24 protein-coding genes and 1 riboswitch are annotated in these 24,628 nt (G+C 43.4%); of the genes, 11 read left to right on the forward strand and 13 right to left on the reverse strand.

What is annotated here, in order from left to right; all coding sequences use genetic code 11:
• Window positions 1-102 precede the first annotated feature (102 nt).
• Together LFUMFP_RS09395 and LFUMFP_RS09400 are read right to left on the reverse strand one after the other, a co-directional pair.
• Window positions 103-1,413 (reverse strand): NCS2 family permease, encoded by a 1,311-nt coding sequence (locus LFUMFP_RS09395; protein WP_025083729.1) that lies wholly within the window; start codon window positions 1,411-1,413, stop codon window positions 103-105.
• A gap of 169 nt (window positions 1,414-1,582) precedes the next feature.
• Window positions 1,583-2,863 (reverse strand): adenylosuccinate synthase, encoded by a 1,281-nt coding sequence (locus tag LFUMFP_RS09400; protein WP_025083728.1) that lies wholly within the window; start codon window positions 2,861-2,863, stop codon window positions 1,583-1,585.
• Between the two features lie 262 nt (window positions 2,864-3,125).
• On the opposite strand from LFUMFP_RS09400, the gene LFUMFP_RS09405 reads away from it, so the two are divergent.
• From LFUMFP_RS09405 to LFUMFP_RS09415, 3 genes are all read left to right on the forward strand, one after another.
• Window positions 3,126-4,253: a VanZ family protein gene (locus LFUMFP_RS09405; RefSeq protein WP_056950078.1), complete on the forward strand. Its 1,128-nt coding sequence runs from the start codon at window positions 3,126-3,128 to the stop codon at window positions 4,251-4,253.
• A gap of 100 nt (window positions 4,254-4,353) precedes the next feature.
• Window positions 4,354-5,301, forward strand: coding sequence for a DUF1002 domain-containing protein (locus LFUMFP_RS09410; protein ID WP_056950076.1), 948 nt, complete (start codon window positions 4,354-4,356; stop codon window positions 5,299-5,301).
• Window positions 5,302-5,470: 169 nt separating this feature from the next.
• Window positions 5,471-6,376, forward strand: coding sequence for a lactate/malate family dehydrogenase (locus LFUMFP_RS09415; RefSeq protein ID WP_106483543.1), 906 nt, complete (start codon window positions 5,471-5,473; stop codon window positions 6,374-6,376).
• A 343-nt stretch (window positions 6,377-6,719) separates the two neighbouring features.
• Here LFUMFP_RS09415 and nagE read toward each other — a convergent pair whose 3' ends face one another.
• Entirely contained in the window at window positions 6,720-8,732 is a 2,013-nt protein-coding gene (gene nagE / locus LFUMFP_RS09420; RefSeq protein WP_025083726.1) for an N-acetylglucosamine-specific PTS transporter subunit IIBC, read from the reverse strand.
• A 234-nt stretch (window positions 8,733-8,966) separates the two neighbouring features.
• Window positions 8,967-9,073: riboswitch (TPP riboswitch) on the forward strand.
• A gap of 71 nt (window positions 9,074-9,144) precedes the next feature.
• Between nagE and thiM the strand changes: the two genes are divergently transcribed.
• The 4 genes from thiM to LFUMFP_RS09440 are packed head-to-tail and all read left to right on the forward strand — an operon-like array spanning window position 9,145 to window position 12,586.
• Window positions 9,145-9,945, forward strand: a complete 801-nt coding sequence (gene thiM, locus LFUMFP_RS09425) for a hydroxyethylthiazole kinase (protein ID WP_106483544.1) — start codon at window positions 9,145-9,147, stop codon at window positions 9,943-9,945.
• A gap of 1 nt (window position 9,946) precedes the next feature.
• Window positions 9,947-10,759, forward strand: a complete 813-nt coding sequence (thiD, locus tag LFUMFP_RS09430; RefSeq protein WP_025083725.1) for a bifunctional hydroxymethylpyrimidine kinase/phosphomethylpyrimidine kinase — start codon at window positions 9,947-9,949, stop codon at window positions 10,757-10,759.
• Window positions 10,752-11,417 carry a thiamine phosphate synthase gene (gene thiE, locus LFUMFP_RS09435; protein ID WP_056950069.1) on the forward strand — a complete coding sequence of 222 codons (666 nt, stop codon included), beginning with the start codon at window positions 10,752-10,754 and terminating at the stop codon, window positions 11,415-11,417. Before thiD ends, thiE begins: the two co-directional genes overlap by 8 nt.
• Window positions 11,414-12,586, forward strand: coding sequence for a cytosine permease (locus LFUMFP_RS09440; protein WP_199190586.1), 1,173 nt, complete (start codon window positions 11,414-11,416; stop codon window positions 12,584-12,586). Before thiE ends, LFUMFP_RS09440 begins: the two co-directional genes overlap by 4 nt.
• Here the strand turns inward: LFUMFP_RS09440 and LFUMFP_RS09445 are convergent.
• The 4 genes from LFUMFP_RS09445 to LFUMFP_RS09460 form a co-directional block, all read right to left on the reverse strand.
• A complete protein-coding gene (locus LFUMFP_RS09445) occupies window positions 12,552-13,187 on the reverse strand; it encodes a sugar O-acetyltransferase (RefSeq protein ID WP_106483545.1) in 636 nt (211 codons plus the stop codon). The genes LFUMFP_RS09440 and LFUMFP_RS09445 overlap by 35 nt on opposite strands.
• Window positions 13,188-13,255: 68 nt before the next feature.
• Window positions 13,256-15,151, reverse strand: a complete 1,896-nt coding sequence (locus LFUMFP_RS09450; RefSeq protein WP_106483546.1) for a M13 family metallopeptidase — start codon at window positions 15,149-15,151, stop codon at window positions 13,256-13,258.
• Window positions 15,152-15,224: 73 nt separating this feature from the next.
• Window positions 15,225-16,466, reverse strand: a complete 1,242-nt coding sequence (locus tag LFUMFP_RS09455) for an ABC transporter permease (RefSeq protein ID WP_106483547.1) — start codon at window positions 16,464-16,466, stop codon at window positions 15,225-15,227.
• Entirely contained in the window at window positions 16,459-17,355 is an 897-nt protein-coding gene (locus LFUMFP_RS09460; RefSeq protein WP_106483548.1) for an ABC transporter ATP-binding protein, read from the reverse strand. The genes LFUMFP_RS09455 and LFUMFP_RS09460 overlap by 8 nt, the downstream gene beginning before the upstream one ends.
• Window positions 17,356-17,535: 180 nt before the next feature.
• Here LFUMFP_RS09460 and LFUMFP_RS09465 point away from each other — a divergent pair, with 180 nt between their 5' ends.
• Window positions 17,536-17,802, forward strand: a complete 267-nt coding sequence (locus LFUMFP_RS09465; RefSeq protein ID WP_106483549.1) for a YiaA/YiaB family inner membrane protein — start codon at window positions 17,536-17,538, stop codon at window positions 17,800-17,802.
• A gap of 56 nt (window positions 17,803-17,858) precedes the next feature.
• On the opposite strand, the gene LFUMFP_RS09470 is transcribed toward LFUMFP_RS09465, so the two are convergent.
• Window positions 17,859-18,299, reverse strand: coding sequence for an Hsp20/alpha crystallin family protein (locus tag LFUMFP_RS09470; protein WP_106483550.1), 441 nt, complete (start codon window positions 18,297-18,299; stop codon window positions 17,859-17,861).
• A gap of 193 nt (window positions 18,300-18,492) precedes the next feature.
• Between LFUMFP_RS09470 and LFUMFP_RS09475 the strand changes: the two genes are divergently transcribed.
• Window positions 18,493-19,545, forward strand: a complete 1,053-nt coding sequence (locus tag LFUMFP_RS09475; protein ID WP_106483551.1) for a D-alanine--D-alanine ligase family protein — start codon at window positions 18,493-18,495, stop codon at window positions 19,543-19,545.
• Between the two features lie 53 nt (window positions 19,546-19,598).
• Here LFUMFP_RS09475 and arsC read toward each other — a convergent pair whose 3' ends face one another.
• A complete protein-coding gene (arsC, locus tag LFUMFP_RS09480) occupies window positions 19,599-20,018 on the reverse strand; it encodes an arsenate reductase (thioredoxin) (RefSeq protein ID WP_106483552.1) in 420 nt (139 codons plus the stop codon).
• Between the two features lie 83 nt (window positions 20,019-20,101).
• Window positions 20,102-20,299 (reverse strand): helix-turn-helix domain-containing protein, encoded by a 198-nt coding sequence (locus tag LFUMFP_RS09485; RefSeq protein ID WP_025083719.1) that lies wholly within the window; start codon window positions 20,297-20,299, stop codon window positions 20,102-20,104.
• A gap of 173 nt (window positions 20,300-20,472) precedes the next feature.
• On the opposite strand from LFUMFP_RS09485, the gene LFUMFP_RS09490 reads away from it, so the two are divergent.
• Window positions 20,473-20,721, forward strand: a complete 249-nt coding sequence (locus LFUMFP_RS09490) for a helix-turn-helix domain-containing protein (RefSeq protein ID WP_025083718.1) — start codon at window positions 20,473-20,475, stop codon at window positions 20,719-20,721.
• A gap of 40 nt (window positions 20,722-20,761) precedes the next feature.
• On the opposite strand, the gene LFUMFP_RS09495 is transcribed toward LFUMFP_RS09490, so the two are convergent.
• Window positions 20,762-21,802, reverse strand: coding sequence for an AI-2E family transporter (locus tag LFUMFP_RS09495; RefSeq protein WP_025083717.1), 1,041 nt, complete (start codon window positions 21,800-21,802; stop codon window positions 20,762-20,764).
• 170 nt (window positions 21,803-21,972) lie between these two features.
• On the opposite strand from LFUMFP_RS09495, the gene LFUMFP_RS09500 reads away from it, so the two are divergent.
• Complete coding sequence (locus LFUMFP_RS09500) at window positions 21,973-23,160, forward strand: SAM-dependent methyltransferase (protein ID WP_106483553.1); 1,188 nt, start codon at window positions 21,973-21,975, stop codon at window positions 23,158-23,160.
• Window positions 23,161-23,214: 54 nt separating this feature from the next.
• Here the strand turns inward: LFUMFP_RS09500 and LFUMFP_RS09505 are convergent, their stop codons facing one another.
• Together LFUMFP_RS09505 and LFUMFP_RS09510 are read right to left on the reverse strand one after the other, a co-directional pair.
• A complete protein-coding gene (locus tag LFUMFP_RS09505) occupies window positions 23,215-23,430 on the reverse strand; it encodes a P8 family protein (RefSeq protein WP_025083715.1) in 216 nt (71 codons plus the stop codon).
• Between the two features lie 82 nt (window positions 23,431-23,512).
• The gene (locus LFUMFP_RS09510; RefSeq protein ID WP_106483554.1) at window positions 23,513-24,238 is read right to left on the reverse strand and encodes a hypothetical protein; all 726 of its coding nucleotides are present in this window, start codon (window positions 24,236-24,238) and stop codon (window positions 23,513-23,515) included.
• Window positions 24,239-24,628: the final 390 nt, after the last annotated feature.

Genomic DNA, 24,628 nt, shown 5'->3' on the forward strand with positions numbered 1-24,628 from the left:
GCCATTCCCGACGAGGGGAATGGCTATTTTTTTGTGTCCTACGATGTTCAGCGTAAAAAAAGGCTAAATTAAAATCGCTAGTCGCAATTGCTTTTTCACATTTTATTTAACGTTGAGAATCGCCATAAAGACGATGAAGACCACGAATAAGACGTACATAATCGGATGAATTTCTTTACGCCGACCAGCAGTGATCATTGTAATTGGATAAAGAATAAAGCCCAATGCAATCCCGTCTGAGATACTGTAAGTTAACGGCATCCCCAAGACAATTAAGAAAGCTGGAATCGCAATTTCTAATTTTTCCCAATCAATTTTCTTCAATGATTGCGCCATTAGAACGCCGACAATCACTAAGGCTGGCGCGGTCACTTGGCTCGTCACCACTGTCAATAATGGTGAGAAAAATAAACTAAAGATGAATAAAATCCCAGTGACAACGGCGGTTAAACCAGTCCGGCCACCGACGGCAATCCCCGCTGATGATTCAACGAAGGCCCCGACTGGCGACGTCCCTAATAACGAACCCGCTAGCATCGCTGATGAATCAGACATCAAGGCCTTACCCACCCGCGGCATTTTATTGTCCTTCATAAAACCGGCTTGTTCCGCTAAACCAACTAACGTACCGGCCGTATCGAAGAACGTCACCAATAAGAAGGTTAAGACCACGACCCACATTTGCACGGTATTGATATCACCGACGTGGTGTAACCCCGCTAAGAAAGTGGGTTTCAAACTAGGCGCAGCAGCGACTAAGTGACTTGGTAAGTGAATTAAGCCGGTCACAACCCCTAAGATTGATGTCAGCACCATCCCGATAAAAATCCCACCGGGAACTTTTTTAACCATTAAAATCACCGTGATAATTAACCCAAAAACGGTTAACCAAGTCGTGCCCTGTGTAAAGTCCCCTAAACCAACGACTGTTGATTTATTGGCGACGATCAAACCACCACCGTGCAAGCCGATGAAGGCGACAAACATCCCAATTCCGGCTGAAATCGCGAGTTTAAGATCACGTGGAATCGCGTCGATAATCAATTCACGGAGTTTGAAAACCGTGATTAACATGAAAATTAATGAGGCAACGAACACGCCGGCTAAAGCGGTTTGCCATGAAACGCCCATCCCGATAACAACGGAATAACTGAAAAAGGCGTTAATCCCAAGGGCTGGTGCGGTCGCAATCGGATATTTAGCGTACATCCCCATTAAGAAACAACCGATGGCACTGGCCAACGCCGTCGCGGTGAAGACCGCACCGGTATCCATCCCAGAAGCACCTAGAACGCTTGGGTTAACAAATAATATATAGACCATCGAGATAAACGTCGTAAAACCGGCGAGCACTTCCCGTTTGACGGTTGAATGGTGTTCATCAATGGCAAAGAAACGATTCATTTTTTGCATAATAACTTAACTGACTCCTCTAAAAATAACTAAATTTATGACTATCTTTTTAATAACAAACTGTGTATAATACTGATTGGTGCCAAACCCACGAGAATGAAAGACTGTTGGTGCGTTTAACGACGCATTTAGAAAACGGACTTTGCATTCTCTTTTTTTGTGCTCTGATTTACCAGATGGCTTTCAAAATGTTGGTTTGATCACGATCAGGACCGACTGCAAAAGTCGCCAACGGTAAATCAACTAATTCTTGCAACCGTTCAACATAGTTGCGGGCATTTTCTGGGAGTTCTTCTAAGGTCTTGACACCCGTAATATCTTCGTCCCAACCAGGCATTTCTTCATAAATCGGTGTACAACGCGCTAATTCACTTAAACTAGCAGGATAACGATCAATCTGTTGGCCGTCTAATTCATAAGCCACACAGATTTTGAGGGTTTTCAAACCAGTCAAGACATCGACACAGTTTAAACATAATTGGGTTAAACCAGCAACCCGTTTTGAATGGCGTAAAACAACGGTATCAAACCAACCAATCCGACGGGGACGACCAGTGACTGTGCCATATTCATGGCCTGCTTGGCGAATAAAATCGCCAGTTGCGTCAAATAATTCAGTTGGAAATGGGCCGTCACCAACCCGTGATGTATAAGCCTTGGCCACACCAACGACTTCATCAATCCGTGAAGCACCAACGCCAGAACCGGTTGAAACCCCGCCGGCTGGATTAGAAGACGTCACGAATGGGTATGTCCCTTGGTCGATATCTAATAGAATTCCTTGGGCCCCTTCGAATAAGACGTTGCCCTTTTGATCCAAGACGTCGTTCAAAATAACGGATGTATCGCAAACGTATTGTTTCAATTCTTGACCATATTGATAATATTCTTCAAAAATGTCATCGAATTTTAACGCGTCACTACCATAAATCTTTGTGAACAACGCATTTTTTTCAGCTAAGTTTTGTTTGAGTTTTGTGGCAAATAAATCTTTATCTAATAAGTCAGCGACGCGAATCCCGCTACGAGCTGCTTTGTCCATATAAGCGGGGCCAATCCCACGATTAGTCGTGCCGATTTTTTGATCGCCTTTAGCTGCTTCTTGCAAACTATCCAATTGAATATGGTAGGGCAAGATGACGTGCGCGCGATCGGATAATTTTAATTGTTTAGTATCAATATTTTTTTCAGCTAACCCGCGTAATTCACCCACGAGTGATTTAGGATTGACCACCACACCGTTGCCGATAACGCTGATTTTGTCACTATTAAAAATACCGGATGGAATTAATTGTAAATGATAAGTTTCTGAACCTAATTTAATGGTATGACCAGCATTATCGCCACCTTGGTAACGTGCGATAGCGTCCGCTTTTTGACCTAAGAAATCGGTAATTTTGCCTTTACCTTCGTCGCCCCATTGTGTTCCAACTACTACTGCAGATGTCATATGAATAAAACCCCTTTATTCAAGTTAGTCGCTAACTTGATATTTAAGTACTTAACTCACAAAGGCCATTGTACCAACTCGACAGCTTAAAATCAACTCAAAAGCCGAACTTTATTTTCATAAACCAGTTAATAAAAGGCCTAAAAGCGCACTTTATTTAAAATTGATTATGTAACCGGATAAAAAGCGAACTTTATTCCGGTTTGACAGCGCTATGCTGACCGCCTACAATTAAACCACATTAACCACTGAGGAGCTTAATATGTTATATCTCGATAATTTACGCACCGCCTTGATTATTTTTCCAATACTCGCGTTAGCCTTAACCGTGCCGGTCCTGATTTATCATTATCACCGCTACGGCGCGCTGACGCTCTTTCGCAGTTTAGTCATTTATAGTTTTATCTTCTATCTATTAGCGGCTTATTGCTTGATTATTTTACCGTTACCGCCACAATCCGTCGTCGCGCACCTCACGACGCCTAAATATAATCTGATGCCCTTAACCTTTGTCCGTGAATTCATCAACACGACACCCTTGGTCCTGACTAATCCACATACTTATCTGGCCACCTTGAAACAGGCCGCAGTGATTCAACCGCTTTTTAACATCGTCTTAACGATTCCGTTTGGCGTCTATCTGCGTTATTTCTTCAAAATGGATTTCAAGAAAACCATCTTACTCAGTTTCGGGTTATCCCTATTCTTCGAATTAACCCAGCTATCAGGCCTCTACGGCATCTATCCGCGGCCATACCGATTATTCGATGTCGACGACCTCCTATTGAATACAACCGGTGGTTTGATTGGTTTCGCCGTTGAACCACTGTTAACCTTTTTATTACCGACCCGCACGAGTCTCGACGAGTCAGCCTATGCTCACGGCCAAAAAGTCGGTTATCTGCGCCGGTTACTAGCCTTGTGGTTAGATTACAGCCTCTTAGCCTTCATCAGCGGTTTAATCAGTTTTGGTTGGCGTATTTCACCACTCAAAAACATCACCATCCCTAGTCCCGTGGCCTATAGTGTATCAGTCGGCCTCTATTTCGTTTTATTGCCCTTACTCTGGTCGGGCCAAACACCTGCCAAGAAATTATTAAACCTCCAATTAATCAGCGACCACCAATCAAAATGGGGGCTCTTTGCCCGCCAATTCAGTTTATTTTTCATCATATTCCCCAGTTTTTCACTGTGGCGCATCGCTTTAGACGCCGTCGTTGCCAACGGCCCCACCCATCTAGACCGTAACCTCGTTTTACTCGGGCTGACGTTGATTTTACCGGTATTGGCACTTGGCAACTTCCTATTGAGTTGGCTGATACGCCGGCCGCAACTATTTTATGAAAAATTAACCCACACCCGTGAAATCAGTTCTTTAAAAAAGAATTAAATCCATCATAAATTGCTTAAAATTAACACTCAGCCAATACTTTAAGCCATCAATTAGTTATACTAAAGGTATTAAACGCATCCAGAAAGGATTACTCACTATGCTCACTAAACTTAAAGTGGCCATTCCACTGATTCTCGCAACTATTATTGGCTTCTCGGTACAATCGGCTTTTGCCGCTGATACGACCAGCTGGGATAAACCCGTTGCCACGCTCGGGACTAGCCTTTCCAGCACTCAAAAAGACGCAACATTAACCGTCCTAAAAAACGCCGCTAACGTGACCGACTACAATGAATTAACCGTCACTGGTTCGACCCTCGTTAAATATTTAGATCAAAACCAACAGACCTTTAACGCTAATTCGAGTGTCTATTCTAGCGCCCTGATTCAAAAAAATGACACGGCCACCGGAATTAACGTCAAAATCGTTGATTTTAACGGCAGCAACAACATCACCACGATTACCGCTGATCAATATAAAAATGCCGCATTGACTGCCGGCGTGACCAACGCCACAATCTACGTGACTTCCGCAGTCCCAATTGACGGTTCCGGCGCACTGGCTGGCGTCTACGCGGCTTTTGCTGAGAATGGTGAAACGTTAAATCAAGCCCAGGTGACTGCCGCTCAAGAGGAAATGAGCACGTTGAGTGACATTACCCAAGCCAACAAAGACACATCGGGTTACAGTGATGCGCAATTGAACAACGCCGTCACCGGTGCTAAACAGGATATGGCTGAAAAAGGGGACAATTTAACCGTCAACCAAATCACCACAATCGTCAATAATCAGTTAGAGACAAATAACCTAACGACGATCATCAATAATAATCAGAAAACACAAATTATCAATCTACTCGTTAAAGTTCAGGATTCCGGTGCTCTAAAGTCGGATGATTTTAAAAATCAGGCCGGTAAATTGATGAATAATATTCAAAGTGGTGCTAAAAATATCTTTAATAAGCTCAACACCGAAAGTAATCGCAATTTTATTCAAAAACTATTCGATAGTATCGCTAGCTTCTTCAAAGGTCTCTTTAACTAAATTTCAAAAAGTCATTAACTCGGTCGGTTAATGACTTTTTTAATGCTTTGGATCAATCGGTGGCCAGCAACCCATTGAATTCACACGTATTTCTCATCAAAGGTTGTTTAACCGGCTTAAATCCACTAAAATGAAAGCGTCAACAACTAGTTAATAAGGAGTGTTTTTTATGAAAAAAGTAGCCGTTATCGGAATTGGACATGTCGGGAGCACCGTCGCTTATACCTTAGTTTCTCGCCGAGTTTGTGATGAACTCGTCTTACTCGATGAAAACGAAGCTTTGGCAATCGCTGAAATGCACGATTTAAAAACCGGACAAGTCGGGCATGGTGGTGATGTCACCATCACAGCTAACGATGAAAGCCAACTGAGTGATTGTGATTTAATCATCTTCTCGGCTGGTGATATCTCAATTCTCCAACATAGTTCGGATCGCTTCGCCGAATTAGCTTATACCAAACAGGTCGCCGCACAATGGGGGCCCAAGATTAAAGCCGCGAATTTTAAGGGAATTTTATTAAGCATTACCAACCCTTGCGACGTGATTACCCAATATCTCCAAAAATTAACCGGCTTACCACAAGCACGCGTTTTAGGCACTGGGACAACCTTAGACACTGCCCGGATGCAAAACGCCGTCGCTGATGCCTTACAAATTGCACCAAACGCCGTCACTGGTTACGTGCTGGGCGAACATGGTAATTCGCAATTCGTTGCCTGGTCAAGTGTTCAAGTCGCTAGCCAAGCACTCACTAAGCAATTCACCCCTGAACAACTGGCGCAATTCGAAACTGATGCGCGCCAAGGCGCCTGGGCCGTGATTAGTGGCAAAGGTTACACTTCTTTCGGCATTGCCAACCAAGCGGCCATCTGCGCCAATGCGATTTTACAAAATACACATGAGATTCTACCCGTCAGCAACTACGATCAACAAGCGGGTTGTTATTTAGGCCATCCCGCAATGGTCGGTTCAGATGGGATTCTCAAGGATTATCAACTTCAATTAACGGCTAGTGAAACTGAATTGATGACCACCTCCATCAAGAAGATTAAAGACATGTACGCGACAATTTAAAATAATAAGCTGTGAAAGAACTCGGTTATCAATTGAGTATCAAGTTTAAAAAAGTGGTTATCCCGAACTGAGGATAACCACTTTTTTTGGATTTGAAACGTGCTTCCACTCACAGTTTCTTGTGCTTAGCGACAAAACAGGAATCATGAGTTGAAAAATACTCATAATTCCTGTTTTTAGGTTATTCCTCAAAGCCTGACCGACTTGAGTCAGCACTCCGATTTTAAACGTGCTTCTGAGCCAACTTCTTCCGTCTAGCGACGAATAGTGAATCATGACTAAAACCGTCATAATCCACTATTCTAGGCTATACTCAGAAGTTACCCGGCTCAGTCAGCACTCTTTATTTTGTTGTTGCTTTTAATGCGATTTCGTTTGATTGGACTGTGCGGCCGGTTGCGGTTGATTTGAAATAAGCCACATCTGCCATGTTGGTGATGATCACCATCATTGCGGTTTGTTTGCCAGCTTGCACAATTTGTGCCAAGTCAACATTGGCTAATAAGTCACCGTGTTGCACTGTTTGACCTTCTTCAACGGCCACTTCAAAAGGAGCGCCCTTTAATTCAACAGTATCAATCCCCATGTGTACTAGGACTTCTAAACCGTCTTCAGTCTTGATGCCGATTGCGTGTTTCGTTGGGAAGACCGTCATGATTGTCCCAGAAACAGGTGACACGATTTTACCGTCAGTTGGGATAACGGCGTAACCGTCACCCAACATTTTTTGAGCAAAAGTTGCATCATCAACCGCTTCAATATCAATTAATTGACCATCAGCAACTGTGTAGAATTCATCCGTCATCCCAGCATTAATATCACTATTAACGACTGCTGCTTCGGCAACGGGTGCGTCACCAGTAACAGTGCCAATTGGTGCATTACTGTTGAAAAGTTCTTTCAAAGCATCCGCGACGAATTGCACTTCAGTCCCGATAATAATTTGAATATTTGTCTGATCTAAGACGTTAATCCCAGCAACACCAGCCGCTTTAATGGCCGCTTGGTTCGCTTTACCCGTATCTTCTAATTGAAGGCGGAGACGCGTGGTACAATTATCAATCACTTTGATATTGGCTTTACCACCGATGGCAGCGTAAATCTTTTTAGCTTGAATCATGAATTTATCATCATTTTCATCAGTTGCAACGGATGGTGCATCGTCAACAACTTCTTCAACTTCGCGCCCTGGTGTCATTAAGTTAAATTTCTTAATGGCAAAGTTAAAGCCGAAGTAATAAATAGCGGCCATTGCGAGCCCTTCAACCAATAACATCAATGGTTGGTTTGCAACTGGATTCTTTAAACTTAAAACATAATCGACTAAACCAGCACTAAAGGCAAAGCCGGCTGTCCAGTGGAAGAATGCGGCGATTGCCAATGAAATACCAGTAAAGGCAGCGTGTAAAACGTAGAGTGGCCATGCCACAAACATGAATGAGAATTCAAGGGGTTCAGTTACCCCTGTAAAGAATGAGGCAAAACCAGCAGCTAACATTAATGAAGCTGTTGCTTTTTTACGTTCAGGACGCGCATTTTTATAAATCGCATACGCCCCAGCTGGTAACCCAAACATCATAACTGGGAAGAAACCAGCTTGATACATACCGGTCTTACCAACAATGGCCGTCCCGTTAGCGATCGATTTAGCACCGCCTAAAAAATTCCCGATATCATTAATATTCGCAACGTCAAACCAGAACACTGAATTCAACGCATGGTGTAACCCGGTTGGAATCAATAAACGGTTGAAGAACCCGTAAATCCCAGCCCCGGCCCAACCAAGATTAGAAATTGCTTTACCAAAGGCCACTAATACGGTGAAGACTGCTGGCCAAACGAAGTATAGGATGGCTGAAACAACGACCATGGCAGCGGCGGCCATAATCGGTACCAACCGTTTCCCACTAAAGAAGGACAGCGCCATCGGTAACTTCACGTTATGGAATTTATTGTACATGGCAGCAGCAATTAAACCGGCCAAAATCCCAATTAAGACGTTCCCTTCAATCTTACCAAAAGCAGGATTGACTTTAGCGATGTCTGATAACCCTTGCATCGCTTGAACTGAAGCAGGTGCTAAGATGGTCTTCGGTACTAAGAAAGCCACCAAACCAGCTAAGGCTGCGGCCCCATCTTGATCCTTCGACATCCCTAAAGCTAAACCGACGGCAAATAGTAATGGTAAATTATTTAAAATCGCGCCACTACCACCGGCTAAGAAAATCGTGAAGATGTTAGCATTTGAATCGCCATTGCCAACCCAGTTAGCAATCCCCATTAAGATGGCAGCTGCTGGTAATACGGCAACTGGTAACATCAATGAGCGACCCATTCGTTGTAAGTAATTTTTCATTGCGAATACTCCTTTATTTTTCAATGTTTTCATTAAACCATTAAATTTAGCCATAAGCAAGCGCTTATATTTTGGTATGGACCTTTACAGACGGCGTTTAAAGCGGTTTCTTAATTTAAAAAAATATCGGTCTATACCTAATGAAAGAATGGTTCTTTAAATAAATTGTTTTCAATAATTATAAAACGGTTGCAAAAACGACGGCATCCCGTATACTAAGGGTACAATTAAATCGCTTTGCACTAGGGGTGTTCTTTAGAAGAACTGAGATAGATTGATTCAATCTAATCCCTTCGAACCTGTAAGTTCAGACTTGCGTAGGAAAGTGCTCCCTTGCTTATTTGTTAAGCCACTTTTCTATGCCGTCGTGCAGCCAAAAGTGGCTTTTTTGATATTCTAAGGAGGCTCTACCATGAATCAGACCTTATTGAACCAACTGCGGCACACGAATCCAATTGTGGCCAACATCTCGAACCACGTGACCGTCGACCAAGTCGCCAACGTCCAAAATGTGATTGGCGCGTCGCCCATTATGTCCAGTGCACCTGAAGAAGCGGCCGATATCGTTGCAATTGCCCAAGCGATTACCGTTAACATCGGTACGCTCGCCCAACCCCAGATTGATCAGATGGTCACGTTGCTGCAAGCCGCGTATCAAATGCACAAACCGGTTGTCTTAGACCCGGTCGCCGTCGGTTCCTTAACGTATCGTCAAGGGGTGATCGATCAACTACTCACTTTAGGCACCCCCGATATTATTCGCGGAAATGCCGGTGAGATTGCCTATTTTGCTGGAATTGACTGGCAAGCTAACGGGATTGATGCCGGTAGTGGTCAAGCCGACATCGTTGATTTAGCACAACAAGCCGCTCGTAAACTGAACACTACGATTCTATTAACGGGTCCAACAGACGTGGTCACCGATGGCACGCGTGTTACCCAAATCTTCAACGGGACCCCGCTTTTCCAAACCCACGTCGGCTCTGGTGATATGTTAACCGGCGTTTGCGGTGCGTTCGTCGGCATGCTACCTGACGATCCTTATCAAGCAGCCGTTGCCGCAGCCACCACTTTTGCCGTCACGGGTCAATTAGTCGCTGAAGCGATGCCACAACCGTTACCTGGTAGCTTTTATCCGCAATTATTAGACCGTTTGTTCACGGTGACGACCGAAGAAATCAGTCAAAAAGCCCAATTAAAGGAGTCCAATTAAGATGAACGACTTCCCACAAGCCTTAACGATTGCTGGTTCCGATAGTGGTGGCGGTGCTGGCATGCAAGCTGACATTAAAACGATGCAGGAACGCCACGTTTTTGCCACCAACGTGGTCGTCGCGATTACCGCTCAAAATACACTCGGGGTGCAAGACAGTTTCCCGTTACCCCTTGAATTGATTACTAAACAATTTGAATCGTTGGCAGCCGACTTCCACATTAAAGCCTGTAAAACCGGTATGTTAGCCGATGCCGCACACGTGGCGGCTGTAGCCGAAAATTTACGGCGCTTTGACTTTGGCCCGCTGACGTTAGACCCCGTCATGATTGCTAAGGGTGGGGCCGCACTTTTAACCGAGGATGCAATCACGACTTTACGCAACGAATTATTGCCCCTCGCAACCGTCCTGACGCCCAACTTACCCGAAGCCGAAGTCTTGATTGGTCAATCCGTTAAAACGCCAGCTGAGTTCAAGTTAGCCGCTCAAATCTTACAAAAAATGGGCGCGCAAAACATCATCATCAAAGGTGGCCACCAAACGGCGGAACAACAAGCCAACGATTATATTTTATACGCGGATGGCAGTGATGAATGGCTGTCGACACCCCGGATTGAAACGGTCCGAACGCACGGGACCGGTGATACGATTTCAGCTTGCATCACGGCGGAACTTGCCAAAGGCACGCCCTTAAAACAAGCGATTCGGATTAGTAAAGCCTATATTCAAGCGGCAATTGCCAATCCGATTGCCGTCGGTCACGGCCATGGTCCGACCAATCACTGGGCGTATCGGGAGGTTGAACATGACTAATATTTCCCCGGAAATACTCCAAACCTATTTAGTGACTGGCACCCAGGATACCGGCGTCGCCCAATTCTTACCGACATTAGAAGCGGCACTTAACGCTGGCATTACTTGTTTTCAATTCCGCGAAAAAGGTCCGAATAGTCTGCAATCAGCAGCTGAGATTGAACATTATGCCCGCCAAGCTCAGCAACTTTGTCGGACTTACCAAGTCCCTTTTTTCATTGATGATCGATTAGAACTGGCCTTAACACTCCAAGCTGACGGCTTGCATGTAGGTCAATCCGATCAACCGTGGGCTAAAATCGAAACCGCCAAACGCCACGGTTTAATCACCGGTTTATCTTGTCATAGCGCCGCCGAAATCATAGTCTGTCATCAACAACCGATTTTAGATTATTTAGGCATTGGCCCCATTTTCCCCACCCATTCTAAATCTGACGCGCAATCACCACTTGGCTTACAACAATTAGGCGATTTTGTCTCCCTCAGCGAACGACCCGTCGTTGCAATCGGTGGCATTTCACTACAAAATATTGCCAATGTCGCCCAAACCGGCGTTGCTGGAGCCGCCGTCATTTCGGTGATTACCCAGAGTTCAGATATTGCTCAAACCGTTCAAGCGTTAAAACAACCGTGGCACACTGGCGAGGCTTCATTATGAAAATCAATCGTAATCAATTTTTACTATGGTTTGGTGCCGCGATTTCGATTGCCGAAATCATCACCGGCACCTTAATCGCACCGTTAGGCTTGTTCAAAGGTAGTTTAGCGATTATTATCGGCCATTTAATTGGTGCCTTTTTATTGTTACTGCCAGCAAGCTTCATCGGGGGCCAACGTCAACAAAATGCGATTGAACTAACCCGGCCCGTCTATGGCGCTACTGGCGTTTTATTATTTTCCATTCTAAATGTCGTTCAATTGATTGGCTGGACCGGTGTAATGATTGCTAACGCCGTCCAATCATTGCAACAATTAAAGCTACTAAAAACGAGTTATTTGCTTGACCTCTTAATTATTGCCGGCCTGATCATTGGTTGGTTAGCCCTCAAAACCCAGGTGTTTTTCCGATTAAATAACCTAATCGTTCTTCTATTAGTGGTCGCTTGCGCCGGACTTTTTTGGCAACTAGGTGTCCTCCCCCACAACCCACAACAACTTGTTACGCAACACATTAGCTTTGGCGCCGCCGTTGAACTCAGTATTGCGATGGCACTATCGTGGTTACCGTTGATTGCCGATTATACGCAACATTCAAAAAAGCCCCTAACACTCTCTTTATGGAGTACTAGCGGCTACTTTTTCGGCAGTCTAGGCATGTTTTTCTTAGGTTTTTTAACTGTAATTTTAACCGGATATACCGATTTCAATCAATTTCTAGCGGCCACCCATTACGGTGTAATCGTGCTGTTCATCATTCTTTTTTCCACCATTACAACCACCTTTTTGGACGCTTATTCCGCCGGTATCAATCTTAAAAATATATTCCCAAATTGGCGACTCACCCCCAACACACTCGGGATTGGCGTCACATTACTTGGACTAGGCTTAGCAAGTAGTACCCAGTTATTTAAATATGAGCTATTCCTCAGTTTAATCAGCGCCACTTTCACGCCACTGTACACAGTCGTTTTCTTCAATCTACTTTATCGTCGATTGCCAAAATGGCTTAATTTCAGCTGTTGGCTAATGGGGACCGTTGGCTACTACGGGTTACAACGCTTTGATTTTCCGTTGGGCACCACGACACTATTGATGCTCTGTATCATCGGTGCGCTTTTTGTAAGCAGTTATGTTACTCGGACGATTCATCAGTCGGCTCAGCCGTAGCAGCGAAATACGCCGCTTTTTCTTGGGCCCAGTAAGCGTGATCGTCTGATGTAATCGGACGGAGCACCCGACACGGATTACCAACCGCAATCACATTATCCGGAATGTCTTTCGTGACGATTGAACCGGAACCAATGACCACGTTACTGCCGATCGTGACCCCCGGATTAACCACTGTGTTGCCACCAATCCAGACGTCATCCCCAATCGTAATTTCGTGTCCGTATTCTAAATCATCGCGTCGTTCTTGCGCCGTAATCGGATGACCGGCCGTATACAAACTAACCCGCGGGCCGAAGAAAACATGATTGCCGATTGTGACAGGTGCCACATCGATAATGATGCAATCATAGTTCATATAAACATGTTCGCCAATCGTTGTTTGACAGCCGTAATCCGTCCGAAAAGGCGGTTCAATGTATAAATCTGCGCCGCTTTTAGCGAATAATTCCTGCGTCAATTCCCGGCGATAGGTCTGCTGTTCTTCAGTCGTTTGGTTAAACAACCGGGTCAACACCCGAGCGCGCTTCATATCGGCGCGTAGTTGGTCATCATTGGCCCGATACAGTTGGCCATTAATCATACGTTCTTTTTCAGTCATCTTATTTCCTCCAGTCTCCTAAAAAAGGGTGCCACATCAATTTAATTTGACGTGGCACCCTTTTTATCTTACCAAATCGCAACACGTTGTTCTGGTGCTAAATACATCCCATCAGTCGGTTGAATTTCAAAGGTCGTATAAAAATCAGCCAAGTTTTGGACTTGGACATTGGCACGCAAAGCGTTTGGCGCATGGACGTCAACATTCAACAACAATTGTTGATATTGAACCGTCGCTTTCATCCGCCAAATCGTCGCCCAATTAGTAAAGAAGGCTGCTAAATCGACATCGTCTGCGGATTTCGCCGCCTCTAGCGCACAACTCAAGCCACCGGCATCGGCGATGTTTTCCGAAACCGTTAACTTGCCGTTGACCGCGTTGCCAGCCAATTGGCGACCGTCAAATTGGTCAATCATAGTCTGCGCCAACGCCTTAAAATGGTCTAAATCACTGGTTTGCCACCAATTATTTAAATTACCATATTCATCAAATTGCGCACCGTTATTATCAAACGCGTGTGAAATTTCATGGGCAATCACGGCCCCAATCCCACCGTAATTCGCACTACTACTTTGTGCCAAACTATAAAATGGCGCTTGTAGAATTGCTGCGGGGAAAACAATCACATTTTTAGAAGGTGAATAATAGGCGTTGACCGTGGCCGCACCCATTTCCCATTTAGCGCGATCGACGGGTTCCGTCAATTGGGCAAAATTCTCAGTTTCAACGGTCCGAATAAAGTCGGCCGTATTTTCAAATAGCGTCCCACCATCAACAGCCGGTACCGTTCTTAATTTTGCAAAAATTGGAGCGATTTTCTCAGGATAGCCCACATGAATCCCTAAATGATTGAGTTTAACAATCGCTTTTTCGCGCGTTTCTGCGCTTAACCAATCGTTATTTTCGAGACGTTTCTGATACACACCAATCATCTTTTTAACCATTTGTTCGACATCTTTTTTGGCCGATTCACCAAAATAACGCCGACCATAATAGTCGCCGACCACTTGGTTAAACATCCCTAGTGCCAAATAATACGCACTCTTGGCTTGCGGACGGGCTTCTTTACTCCCAGACAAAGCGCGGCTATAAATCGAACTAATCTGACGCATTTCTTCATTCAAATAGCCACTCCAACCGCGAACCGTCATCACTAATAACCAGGCTTTAAAATCGGCAAAGTTCGCCGTTGTCACCAATTGAGTTAATTGGTCAAAATAGGCGGGTTCCGTCACGATAATTTGCGTCGGTTGTTTAGGCAATACTTTTTGGAATAGTGTTTTAAACTCAAGTGTTGTTTGTTGCGTCAAAAACGGTGCTAAATCACGCGGATTGTAAAGTTTCGTATAATCGGCTGCTTCTTCGGCACTTTTGACGTAAGGCGCTAGTGAGCGATCGAAGACTAAAGCCTGTTTAACGGTCTTAGTCGCATCAATTGGCGCTAAACCAATTTTCTGCAGGAGTTGGACCATCATATCCGTAAAGACGGCTAATAGTTGGTCAGCACTCTCATTGCCTGCTTCATAATACGTTTTATCCGGTAAAATTAAATCCGCGGCTTCAATGTATAACGCATTTTGTTGGGTTTGTTTCATATCTGGATCAACCGATAAATTAAACGGTGTTGGTAACCCCGATAAGACCCAGTCCGCCAAACCTTGATTATAATCGGCTAAATTGCTCAACGATTGCACGCGAGCGACTAACGGTAAAATCGGGTTGACGCCTAGTTGATCACGGGTTTTAAAATCGGCCGCTAAGGCGTAATAATCCATAAAGGCTTGTAATAAAGGTTGATCAACTGGTTTCAATGTTTCAAAATCTTGCATTAACTGATCGTCGATTTCATCGACTAACGCGACAAAACCACCCGTCGCTGGTTTATCGGCCGGAATCTTAGCTTGCGTCAGCCACTCAGCATTCACGGCACCATAGAAATCATCTTGCATCCGTATCTTCGTCATAAAAGAACCTCCTCAAACAGAATCTATCCCTAGTCTACCATTAAGTTTGTCTTCTAAGCCACCAGAACGGTCCTTATTTCTGTTCCGCTTTCAATAACGTAAACGAGCGCATAAACGACTTCAGCACCCCGCTATCCGAATAAACCAATACATTCATCCGGTAAATAATCAGCGCTAGGTAGGTCAGCCCGACTAAGGCGACAATCGCTAACCCTAAACCCAGACCAGCGGCCATTGCGCTGATATCGCCATTCGCGAAACGAACCGGTAACATGATTTGTGAGAATAACGGCACATAACTTAGGATTTTTAGGATTGGAATATCCGCGTGTGACATCAACACAAAGCCGCCCATGTAGCTGAGGGTGCCCATAATAATCAACGGCGAAATTGCTTGTTGAACTTGATCCATCCGTGAAACCACCGAACCGAGCATGGCTGCAATAATGGTATAGAGTAGGACCCCGACCACTAAAAAGGCAATCGCATACCAAATCGGTGGCGTCCAAATGACGGCCGTCACTTGTTTTAAGATACTCCTCAACGCGACTTGCTGTTTTAAAAATTGATAACCGACCAGACCAATTACCAGATAGACACCGATTTGGGTTAAAACCAGCGCCAAAATCGCGCCAACCTTCGCAAAAAATTGGGTCGTTGCGGAGACACTCGATAGAATGATTTCCATAATGCGCGAGCCTTTTTCGGTCGCTATTTCCTGGGCAATTATCCCCGCATAATTGACGATGAAGACAAACATTAAGACTGTAATCCCTAATGAAATCATTTGAGTGACATCTTGATTCTGACTCTGAGCTATTTTTTGTTGACCGTCCTCAACCGAAACAGTGACCGTTTTCACCGTAGTCGGCGTCATCAACTGCTTGATTTGGGCAGTGGGTACATTGGCCGCTTCTGCCAATGTGACTAACTGTAATTGATTGATTTGATTCTGCAACGTACTGGGATCAAAATCATGGCTCGCTTGTTGTTGATAATAAGTTATTTGGGCCTGTTGATTGACCGTTAAGTAGCCATCGATTTGTTCTTTTTCTAACGCCTGTTTAGCTTGTTTAACCGTCGTAATCGCTGGTTTAACTGTATAGTCGGTCCCTTTAAGTTGCCGAATCGCCGCACTTTCAGGCGCTTGGCCGACTACCGCAATTTTAGCCGCAGTTTGTGACTGATCAATGATTTTCCCAATCCCAAACACCACGCCTAACAACAAAACAGGCATTAAAATCATCGTTAAATAGGCCGGACTTTTAATATTCTTCATAAAAACCTGTTTGAAGATCACCTTAAATTTAGTCATTGGTTTCCGCCACCTTTATTCTGAAGATTTCATCTAAACTAGGGGCCTGTTGACTAAATTCTGGAATATAACCGGCCTTAGTCGCTAGCTCAAAGATTTGTGGACCGACCGCTTCATCGGTTAGTGTGATTTCAAGTTGTTGGCCATGCGGTGTTACACGTGAAACGCCGGGTAATGCTTCGAGCGTCGTCTGCGTCAGTGGCGATTCCAAAAACAACTTCGTCCGGCCAAATTGTTGCCGAATCTCATCGACCGTTCCGGCGAGCGCAATCTGGCCTTGACGGAGCATCACAATCCGATCACTAATTTTAGCGACGTTAGTCATATCATGACTCGAAAAAATAATCGCAGCGCCTTTAGCTTTCAACCATTCAATGCCGTCTTCCAATAAACCGGCGTTGACCGGATCGAGACCACTAAACGGTTCGTCTAAAATGATTAGGGCTGGTTCATGAATTAAAGTCGCAATCAACTGCACTTTTTGTTGATTGCCTTTTGATAGATCTTTAATTTTATCGGTCCGTTTGCCCTTAACGGCAAACCGCGCCAACCAGTCATCAATCCGCGGTTTAACGTCGGCTGCCTTGCGGCCCCGCAATTGCGCAAAATATAAAATTTGTTCTTCAACCGTCATCTTTGGGTACAAGCCACGTTCTTCAGGTAAATAACCCAATTGATCGTAATCGCGACTAGTGAACGCGTGGCCTTTCCACAAAATTGTCCCTTGATCGGGTGTCATAAAATTCAAAATCATCCTGAAAGTCGTCGTTTTACCGGCCCCATTTTGACCGATTAACCCTAGAATTTCACCCGGTTGAACCGTAAATGAAACGTCATCGACCGCCTTCATCGCCCCAAAACTTTTTGATAAATGTGAAAGTGTCAGCACTGTCCCTACCCCCTAATATCTTAATCACATTAACTATACAATATTTCCCGGGAAAATCACACCCTTATCAACCGTTAATCGTTGTTGTCAAAGACCTTATACATCATTTAATGTCGATTGACAGTAATGAGTTGCTTTGCTAATTTACTGAGTGGTATTAACTTTAATTTGGAGGATTTTATGAATAACATTAAGAAGAAGGCCTATCGTAATACACCCGCTTTTGTTTTATTAGCTTGGGGATCATTTTTATTTTTCGCTTGTCTAATTTTAATCGGGCTTTACACCCTAAAAGAACCGCTAATGGTCAAAGGTTATTATTTAATGGGCGCTGTTGGACTCATTTCGTCATCATTTACGTTATCCAAAGTCGTCCGTGATAATCAAGAAGATGAAGAACGGTACAACCAAATGTTTCGCGCTCAAGATACTGACGATCAGCATTAAAAAAAAGACGGGTTTATGCCAAATTACTGGCATAAACTCGTCTTTTATTTAATTAACTATTGAATTTCAATTCGATTAGCCGCGGTTGCTTGTTCAGCTTGCTTTGGCAATTCTAAGTTTAAAACACCATTGTCGTATTTCGCACTAATCTTGGTGCGATCAACTGCTGGTAAATAGAACTGCCGACTGAAACGGCCGTAATGCCGTTCACTTTGGACGACATTGCCATCCGCATCACTATGATCATCAAAACTATCCCGTTTCGCACTAATCTTCAACGTCTCATTTTGATAATCGATATGAATATCTTTCTTCTCTAACCCCGGTAAATCAACAGTCAATTGGTAAGCTTGATCTGTTTCTTTGACGTCGGTCTGCATCATGTTGTCAGTTTCAGGCGACATTGCAAAGAATTGTTTACCAAAGTTCTTGAAAAAGTCATCCCCAACTAAACTATCTAGCCAATCTTGACGACGATCCATTAATTCGTTTGCCATCTCTAAAACTTCCTTTCTTTATTTGATTACAAGTCTATTATAAGGCGTATTTCTGAAAATTCAAGAAATTAGCACTCTTGGCGTAAGAGTGCTAATTTTGCGTTTTTTTGTGCCCATCCAACTCATTTTGATACCCCACTAATCGCATGTATGCTATACTTAAGGTTCCAAAAATATTCGGAGGTAGACTCATATGAAAATTGTTGTTTTAGCGGGCGGTCGCAGTACTGAACGCAACGTTTCACTAACGTCAGGCCATAAAATTACGCACGCATTACAAACGAAAGGCCACGATGTTGCTTTTGTCGATCTTTTCTTAGGTGACGATTTGCAAGCCGTTGATTCAATCGACGATTTGTATTCATCAGATCCCATCGAAAAGGACTATGACATCAGCGATGCCGTCTTAACGGACGACGACATCAACAAGTTACGCACGGATGGCACGACGCAATTGTTCGGCCCCAATGTCTTAGAAATTTGTAAAACTGCTGATATCGTTTTTCTCGCATTGCATGGTGGCGATGGTGAAGATGGTAAGGTTCAAGCGGTCCTCAATCTCTTTGGTATTCCTTATACCGGTAGCGATACATTAGCCGCTGGTGTCACAATGGACAAAAAAGTTTCAAAAGAAATTTTACTTTATAATCAAATTCCAACGGCCCGTTTCGTAGCCGCTTACCGGAACCAAGCGATTCCAGCGGTCCCATTTGAATACCCCGTTGTCGTTAAACCTAGTAACGGTGGGTCAAGTGTCGGCACCCACATCGTCCACAATGAAGGCGAATTAAAACCAGCCGTTGAAGATGCACTCCGTTTTGACACGACTGCTTTAATTGAAGAATTCATTAAAGGTCGCGAATTCTCATTGGGCGTCATTAATGGCCAACCATTACCCGCCATCGAAATCGTCGTTAACGACGGTTGGTACGACTTTGAACATAAATTCGTGACAGGTAACACAACACAATTCATCACACCACCGAACGATTTACCGGATGATGTCCACGATGCGATGAAACAAATGGCGCTAGATGCGATGCAAGCACTTGGCCTCACAAATTACGCACGGATTGATTTCTTCTGGAGTCCTGAAAATGGGTTGTTCGTCATCGAAGGTAACACGTTACCTGGTATGACCCCCTTATCATTAATTCCGCAAGAAGCCGAAGTTGTTGGGATTAGTTACCCCGACCTCTGCGAAATGATCGTTAACGGTAAATTAGAATTATTGAAAAATAAATAAGTGCTTTTGAGTTGCTATCACTCAAAAGCACGTTAGCAAACAAAAAGGCGACCTTATTGGCCGTCTTTTTGTTTGCTTAAATGACTGATTGCTGTTTCAATTTGATCGCGCACACTTCTAAATTGGTTTAATTTAGCCTCATCATCCCCGTCAAAAGCGGCTGGATCCGGCAACGGCCAATGAATCCGTTGAATATGAGGGGGCGTCATCGGACACTTATCCCGCGCATCGCCGCATAACGTCACGACTAAATCACAACTTTGTAAATAATCATTGTCGATTAACTGCGATTGCTGAGTTGAAATATCGATGTCTTTTTCGGCCATTACTTGAACAGCAATCGGGTTTAAACCGTGCGTTTCAATTCCGGCACTCGCCACTTGCCAATCAGGCCCTAGTAAGGTTTTACCAAACCCTTCCGCCATCTGGCTCCGACAGGAATTACCAGTACATAAAAAATAAATTTGGGGCATCTTAACGACCTCATTTCAATTTAGATTGGATAATCATTATACAACACAAAAGGCCAATCCGAATTGCGAATTGACCTTTTTGCTTATTTATCAAAAAAAACTGAGATTGGAATATCAAGTTCATCATGTAACGACTGAATTTCTTTCACCGTAAACGGAATCTTACCACGAATCTTCCGATTAGCTGTCGTTAACGTCTTCCCTAGCACATCGGCGACGACTTGTTGTTTTAAATCATGACTCTTCAAATAACCTGATAAAACAAATAACTTCTCTGCCAAAGTTGGCACCCCCAGAAGAATACTAATGCATTTTGTTCCACATTAGGAATGTTACGTCATCTCCATAAACTTGTCAATTCGACTTTTTATAGGAAAATGATAACTTTTTGACGTATTTTGTCATATAATTAATGTTATCTAATTATTTTTAATTCTAGAAGAAGGTGAATTTAATGTTTGGCCAATTATTACACGACAAACGGCTTGCGCTAAACTTAACGATGCAACAACTCGCCGACCATTTAACCGCAAACTATCAGATTAAAGTCAGCAGCTCGATGATTTATCGCTGGGAAAAAGGCGCCGCTCCAGCATTAAAAACACTCTTTATCGTGGCGACCGAACTACACATCGACTTGAATCAACTGGCAACCACCGTCGCGGATAGCCATCGCCAATCAGCACCCAAAAAAATCGGTTAAACGCAAGCATAAGCAGCGTTTAACCGATTTTTAATTGTTACTATTCAACTTTAATGTCAGTCGGTTGGTTTTGCTTGCCAATCGTTTTAACCCCTAGAATATCTAAGAAGAACGTAAATATTGGAATTCCGACGATTAAGCCCCACGTCCCTAAGAACCGTTCAGCCGCAAACAAGATCACAAACGTGAAGAAGATTGGTAATTGAGTCTTACTCGACATAAACCGTGGATTCAAGACGTAAGTTTCCAACGTGTGAATCGCGACAATCATCATTAAGATATACGCGACAAATTGAATCCCACCGACTGAAAAGGCGATGATACACAGCGGTACACACGAAATAATCACACCGGCGACCGGAATCATCGACAATAAGAAGATCATAATCGCCAAACTTGGCACATTCGGCATTTTCATAATGGTTAACGTGATTGTTGTCAGAACCGTATTGACCACCGCAATGAAGAGTTGCGCTTCAATTACAACGCCAAACGTGTTGACGAATTTTTTAGCGAAATAATAAATATCTTGGAAGAACCAACCGTAAGTACTCTTCAAAAAGAGTTGACCGAATTGACTCAGTTGGTTCAATTCAATCGTGTAGAAGAAACTTAAGATGAATGATAGGACAATCGTCACACCCATCGTCCCAATGCCGGTGATGTAATTGACAATCGTCGTCACACCATTTTTCAACTGTTCGGTTAAATTGAATTGTTTCATGTAATCACTGATGATTTGCATGAACTTATTCGCATCAAACGACGGACTTTGGTAGAACTTATAGACACTCTCACCCAGTTTAATCGTTTGTTTCGCAATTTGGGGCACATAAATCGTGACGGCCAAGTAAACTAAAAAAATAATTAAGATGTAGAGCGGTACGACCACCGCTGCCGATGGTATTTTGATATAAGTTTGAATTTTACGCACTAATTGCGTCACTAAAAACGTAAAGATAAAGGTTAATAAAATAATATTCATCATTGGTCGCGCCACGTAGATTAACCCGATCAGAATTAATAAGACGGTGGTTTTTCGCAACTGTTGATTCGCGATAAATTTTTGATATAAAGTCACACACTTTCCTCCTATGCCCAATTACATACTCAATCCATCTATTCTACAACACTTTTGTGGTTTTGAGTATTTAAAGCTACGGTACCTAACGACTTTTACTTACATTATTTATTAAATAGTCGTATACTTGTTTGGTATTTTAAATTTTTAAACTAGAAAGGATTTTCGGCATGTTAGAAAAAACTTTTTATAAGAAACTACTACAACACTCCTTTACTTTCCCAATTATCGTTAACTATTGGGACGGTACAACTGAAACATATGGTTCTGGGGAGCCTGAAATAGCAATTACTTTTAAAAAAGCAATTCCCATCAAACAATTATCAAGCAACGCTTCACTCGCACTCGGTGAGGCCTATATGGCTGGTGAACTGGAGGTTACTGGGAAGAATGCTGCACCTTTACAAGAATTGATGACAGCGGCTTACAATAGCGCTGACAGCTTTATGCGTAATCGCAACTATATTCACTTCTTACCTAAACAATCCCATTCAGAAAAAGCCAGCAAGAAAGATATCCAAAGTCATTATGATTTAGGCAATGATTTCTACCAACTATGGCTCGATCAAAGCATGACTTATTCATGTGCCTATTTTGAAAATAAGAATGATAGTTTGGAAACTGCGCAACTGAATAAGGTTCACCATATTTTGCGTAAACTCAATCCACAACCCGGTCGGACATTTTTAGATATCGGTTGCGGTTGGGGCACGCTGATGTTAACGGCGGCTAAGGAATACCATCTAAGAGTCGTTGGTATTACGTTGAGCCAAGAACAATACGATTTTATCGCTAAACGCATTGTTGATGAAGGCCTTAGCGATGTCGCTGAAGTCCAATTGATCGATTATCGTGAATTAAAACACGCCCCATTCGATTACATTACCAGTGTTGGGATGTTCGAACACGTCGGCCAAGAAAATCTCGGCGAATATTTCCAAGACGTCGCTGATTACCTAACTGACGACGGTGTCGCTTTAATCCACGGCATTACCCGCCAACAAGGTGGCGCTAAAAACGCCTGGATCAATAAGTACATCTTCCCCGGTGGTTACGTCCCCGGTTTAGTTGAGAATACGCAACACATGATCAACGCCGGTCTCCAAATCGCTGATATGGAACCTTTACGACGCCATTACCAAAAGACACTTGAAATCTGGGATGCGAATTTTAATGCACACCGCACTGAAATCCAAGCACAGACCAGTCTTGAGTTCGTCCGTATGTGGGATCTCTACTTACAGGCTTGTGCCGCTTCTTTTGAATCTGGGAACATTGATGTCATTCAATTCCTCGTTTCAAAAGGCGCTAGTGCCCGTGATTTACCAATGACCCGTGATTATATCTATAACGTTTAATGCTTATAAAAAGAGCTCGCTGATTATCAGCGGGCTCTTTTTGATTAATCTCTATTATTTTAATTCAGCTTCTGCTTTCGCACGAACGTCAGCGTCGCTCATATCTAAGTATGGTTTCATAATTGCTGCCGTCTGGTCAGTATTGCGGCCATTTGATTCCATATAGTGATCCCACAAAGCATCTCTTACGATTGTCTTGTCGTCACTCCAATCAAATACCTCAGACATTTTCATATCTAAAACTAATGTCTTTTCTACGTCTACTGCCATTTTAAAGGCCTCCCTTTTTTATATTACAAGTTCTATTTTAGTCCTCTTTCACAAAAGTGGCCTAAATAACGCCTTATTATTTTTAAAGGAATTGATTAATGAGCTTTAAAACAAACTGACCGATTACCAAAACGATGGCTAGATGCACACACAACTGATCAATAATCACGAGATAAAACGCATCAATCCGCGTACGGGTGCGCAATAAGCTCGCGATGATTGCCATGTTTAAAATCAGGTAATTGATGAACCACAAGACCCCGATTAAAATCAGTGCGTTTAACCCGGCAAACCACGCGATGATTAACGCGATCAACGCTACCGGCAAACTAATGCCGCTATAGGTTGCAACTTCCGCGACATAGCGGTTAATGGTCGTCTTCTGTCGGCCACCAAATCGTTTTAATAAATAGCCAATCCCTAACAAGCCCGCAACGACGACTAATTGGTAAAGCCAAAAACGTAAGTTGAGTGGTAATAAAGCGGTTGGCTGCCGTAAAACAATGTACGACGTTGAAATACCGGCAATTGCTTCAGTCTGTTGTGCCCAATCTGCCACTAATAGGCTGATAGTCGCCATATTGATTAGTAATAGGGTTCCAATCGTAATCCACCCGAATCGCCCGCTAGCCCACTGCCAATTCGTTTTAAAGGGGTGTTGCCAACTGCTTTTTATATATTGATAATAAGCTGAACGTGTTATTTTATTTTTAGGCGTGTCTGTGATTAAATCACGTTGATGTCCACAACCAGGACACTGGCGTAATTTAGAACCATATTTAATATGGCACTGTGTGCATTCAATCATCCCGCTACCTCCTTGGAATCTGTTTTATATTCTAAACTAGTCAGTTTCGATTGTCGACTACTAGGATCAAATCGGCTCGGCCGTCCGTACTTTTGGGTATGATACAAATCAAATTTGAACCCTTGATCGAACCTATCCCCCTAAAAAACGGCTATTTTATAACATTCTATGACAAGTCATACTCACAAAAACACCGATTATTCTATATGTCAGCCTTTCCGTACCTTTGGGTATCATACAGATGTGCTTATTAAATAAATGAATACAAAAAAAGGTCAAACCTTTCGGTTCAACCTTTTTGCTTTGCGTGGCAACGTCCTATCCTCGCAGGTAGTTTCCCACCAACTACTATCGGCGCTAAGAAGCTTAACTTCTGTGTTCGACATGGGA

Source organism: Latilactobacillus fuchuensis (assembly GCF_900258455.1).
GTDB classification, from domain to species: Bacteria; Bacillota; Bacilli; order Lactobacillales; family Lactobacillaceae; genus Latilactobacillus; species Latilactobacillus fuchuensis.

Excerpts from the sequence above, each read along its gene's own strand:
- LFUMFP_RS09395 (WP_025083729.1), bottom strand. The coding sequence starts at position 1,413 with ATGCAAAAAATGAATCGTTTCTTTGCCATTGATGAACACCATTCAACC.
- LFUMFP_RS09400 (WP_025083728.1), bottom strand. The coding sequence starts at position 2,863 with ATGACATCTGCAGTAGTAGTTGGAACACAATGGGGCGACGAAGGTAAA.
- LFUMFP_RS09405 (WP_056950078.1), top strand. The coding sequence starts at position 3,126 with ATGTTATATCTCGATAATTTACGCACCGCCTTGATTATTTTTCCAATA.
- LFUMFP_RS09410 (WP_056950076.1), top strand. The coding sequence starts at position 4,354 with ATGCTCACTAAACTTAAAGTGGCCATTCCACTGATTCTCGCAACTATT.
- LFUMFP_RS09415 (WP_106483543.1), top strand. The coding sequence starts at position 5,471 with ATGAAAAAAGTAGCCGTTATCGGAATTGGACATGTCGGGAGCACCGTC.
- nagE (WP_025083726.1), bottom strand. The coding sequence starts at position 8,732 with ATGAAAAATTACTTACAACGAATGGGTCGCTCATTGATGTTACCAGTT.
- thiM (WP_106483544.1), top strand. The coding sequence starts at position 9,145 with ATGAATCAGACCTTATTGAACCAACTGCGGCACACGAATCCAATTGTG.
- thiD (WP_025083725.1), top strand. The coding sequence starts at position 9,947 with ATGAACGACTTCCCACAAGCCTTAACGATTGCTGGTTCCGATAGTGGT.
- thiE (WP_056950069.1), top strand. The coding sequence starts at position 10,752 with ATGACTAATATTTCCCCGGAAATACTCCAAACCTATTTAGTGACTGGC.
- LFUMFP_RS09440 (WP_199190586.1), top strand. The coding sequence starts at position 11,414 with ATGAAAATCAATCGTAATCAATTTTTACTATGGTTTGGTGCCGCGATT.
- LFUMFP_RS09445 (WP_106483545.1), bottom strand. The coding sequence starts at position 13,187 with ATGACTGAAAAAGAACGTATGATTAATGGCCAACTGTATCGGGCCAAT.
- LFUMFP_RS09450 (WP_106483546.1), bottom strand. The coding sequence starts at position 15,151 with ATGACGAAGATACGGATGCAAGATGATTTCTATGGTGCCGTGAATGCT.
- LFUMFP_RS09455 (WP_106483547.1), bottom strand. The coding sequence starts at position 16,466 with ATGACTAAATTTAAGGTGATCTTCAAACAGGTTTTTATGAAGAATATT.
- LFUMFP_RS09465 (WP_106483549.1), top strand. The coding sequence starts at position 17,536 with ATGAATAACATTAAGAAGAAGGCCTATCGTAATACACCCGCTTTTGTT.
- LFUMFP_RS09470 (WP_106483550.1), bottom strand. The coding sequence starts at position 18,299 with ATGGCAAACGAATTAATGGATCGTCGTCAAGATTGGCTAGATAGTTTA.
- LFUMFP_RS09475 (WP_106483551.1), top strand. The coding sequence starts at position 18,493 with ATGAAAATTGTTGTTTTAGCGGGCGGTCGCAGTACTGAACGCAACGTT.
- arsC (WP_106483552.1), bottom strand. The coding sequence starts at position 20,018 with ATGCCCCAAATTTATTTTTTATGTACTGGTAATTCCTGTCGGAGCCAG.
- LFUMFP_RS09490 (WP_025083718.1), top strand. The coding sequence starts at position 20,473 with ATGTTTGGCCAATTATTACACGACAAACGGCTTGCGCTAAACTTAACG.
- LFUMFP_RS09500 (WP_106483553.1), top strand. The coding sequence starts at position 21,973 with ATGTTAGAAAAAACTTTTTATAAGAAACTACTACAACACTCCTTTACT.
- LFUMFP_RS09505 (WP_025083715.1), bottom strand. The coding sequence starts at position 23,430 with ATGGCAGTAGACGTAGAAAAGACATTAGTTTTAGATATGAAAATGTCT.
- LFUMFP_RS09510 (WP_106483554.1), bottom strand. The coding sequence starts at position 24,238 with ATGATTGAATGCACACAGTGCCATATTAAATATGGTTCTAAATTACGC.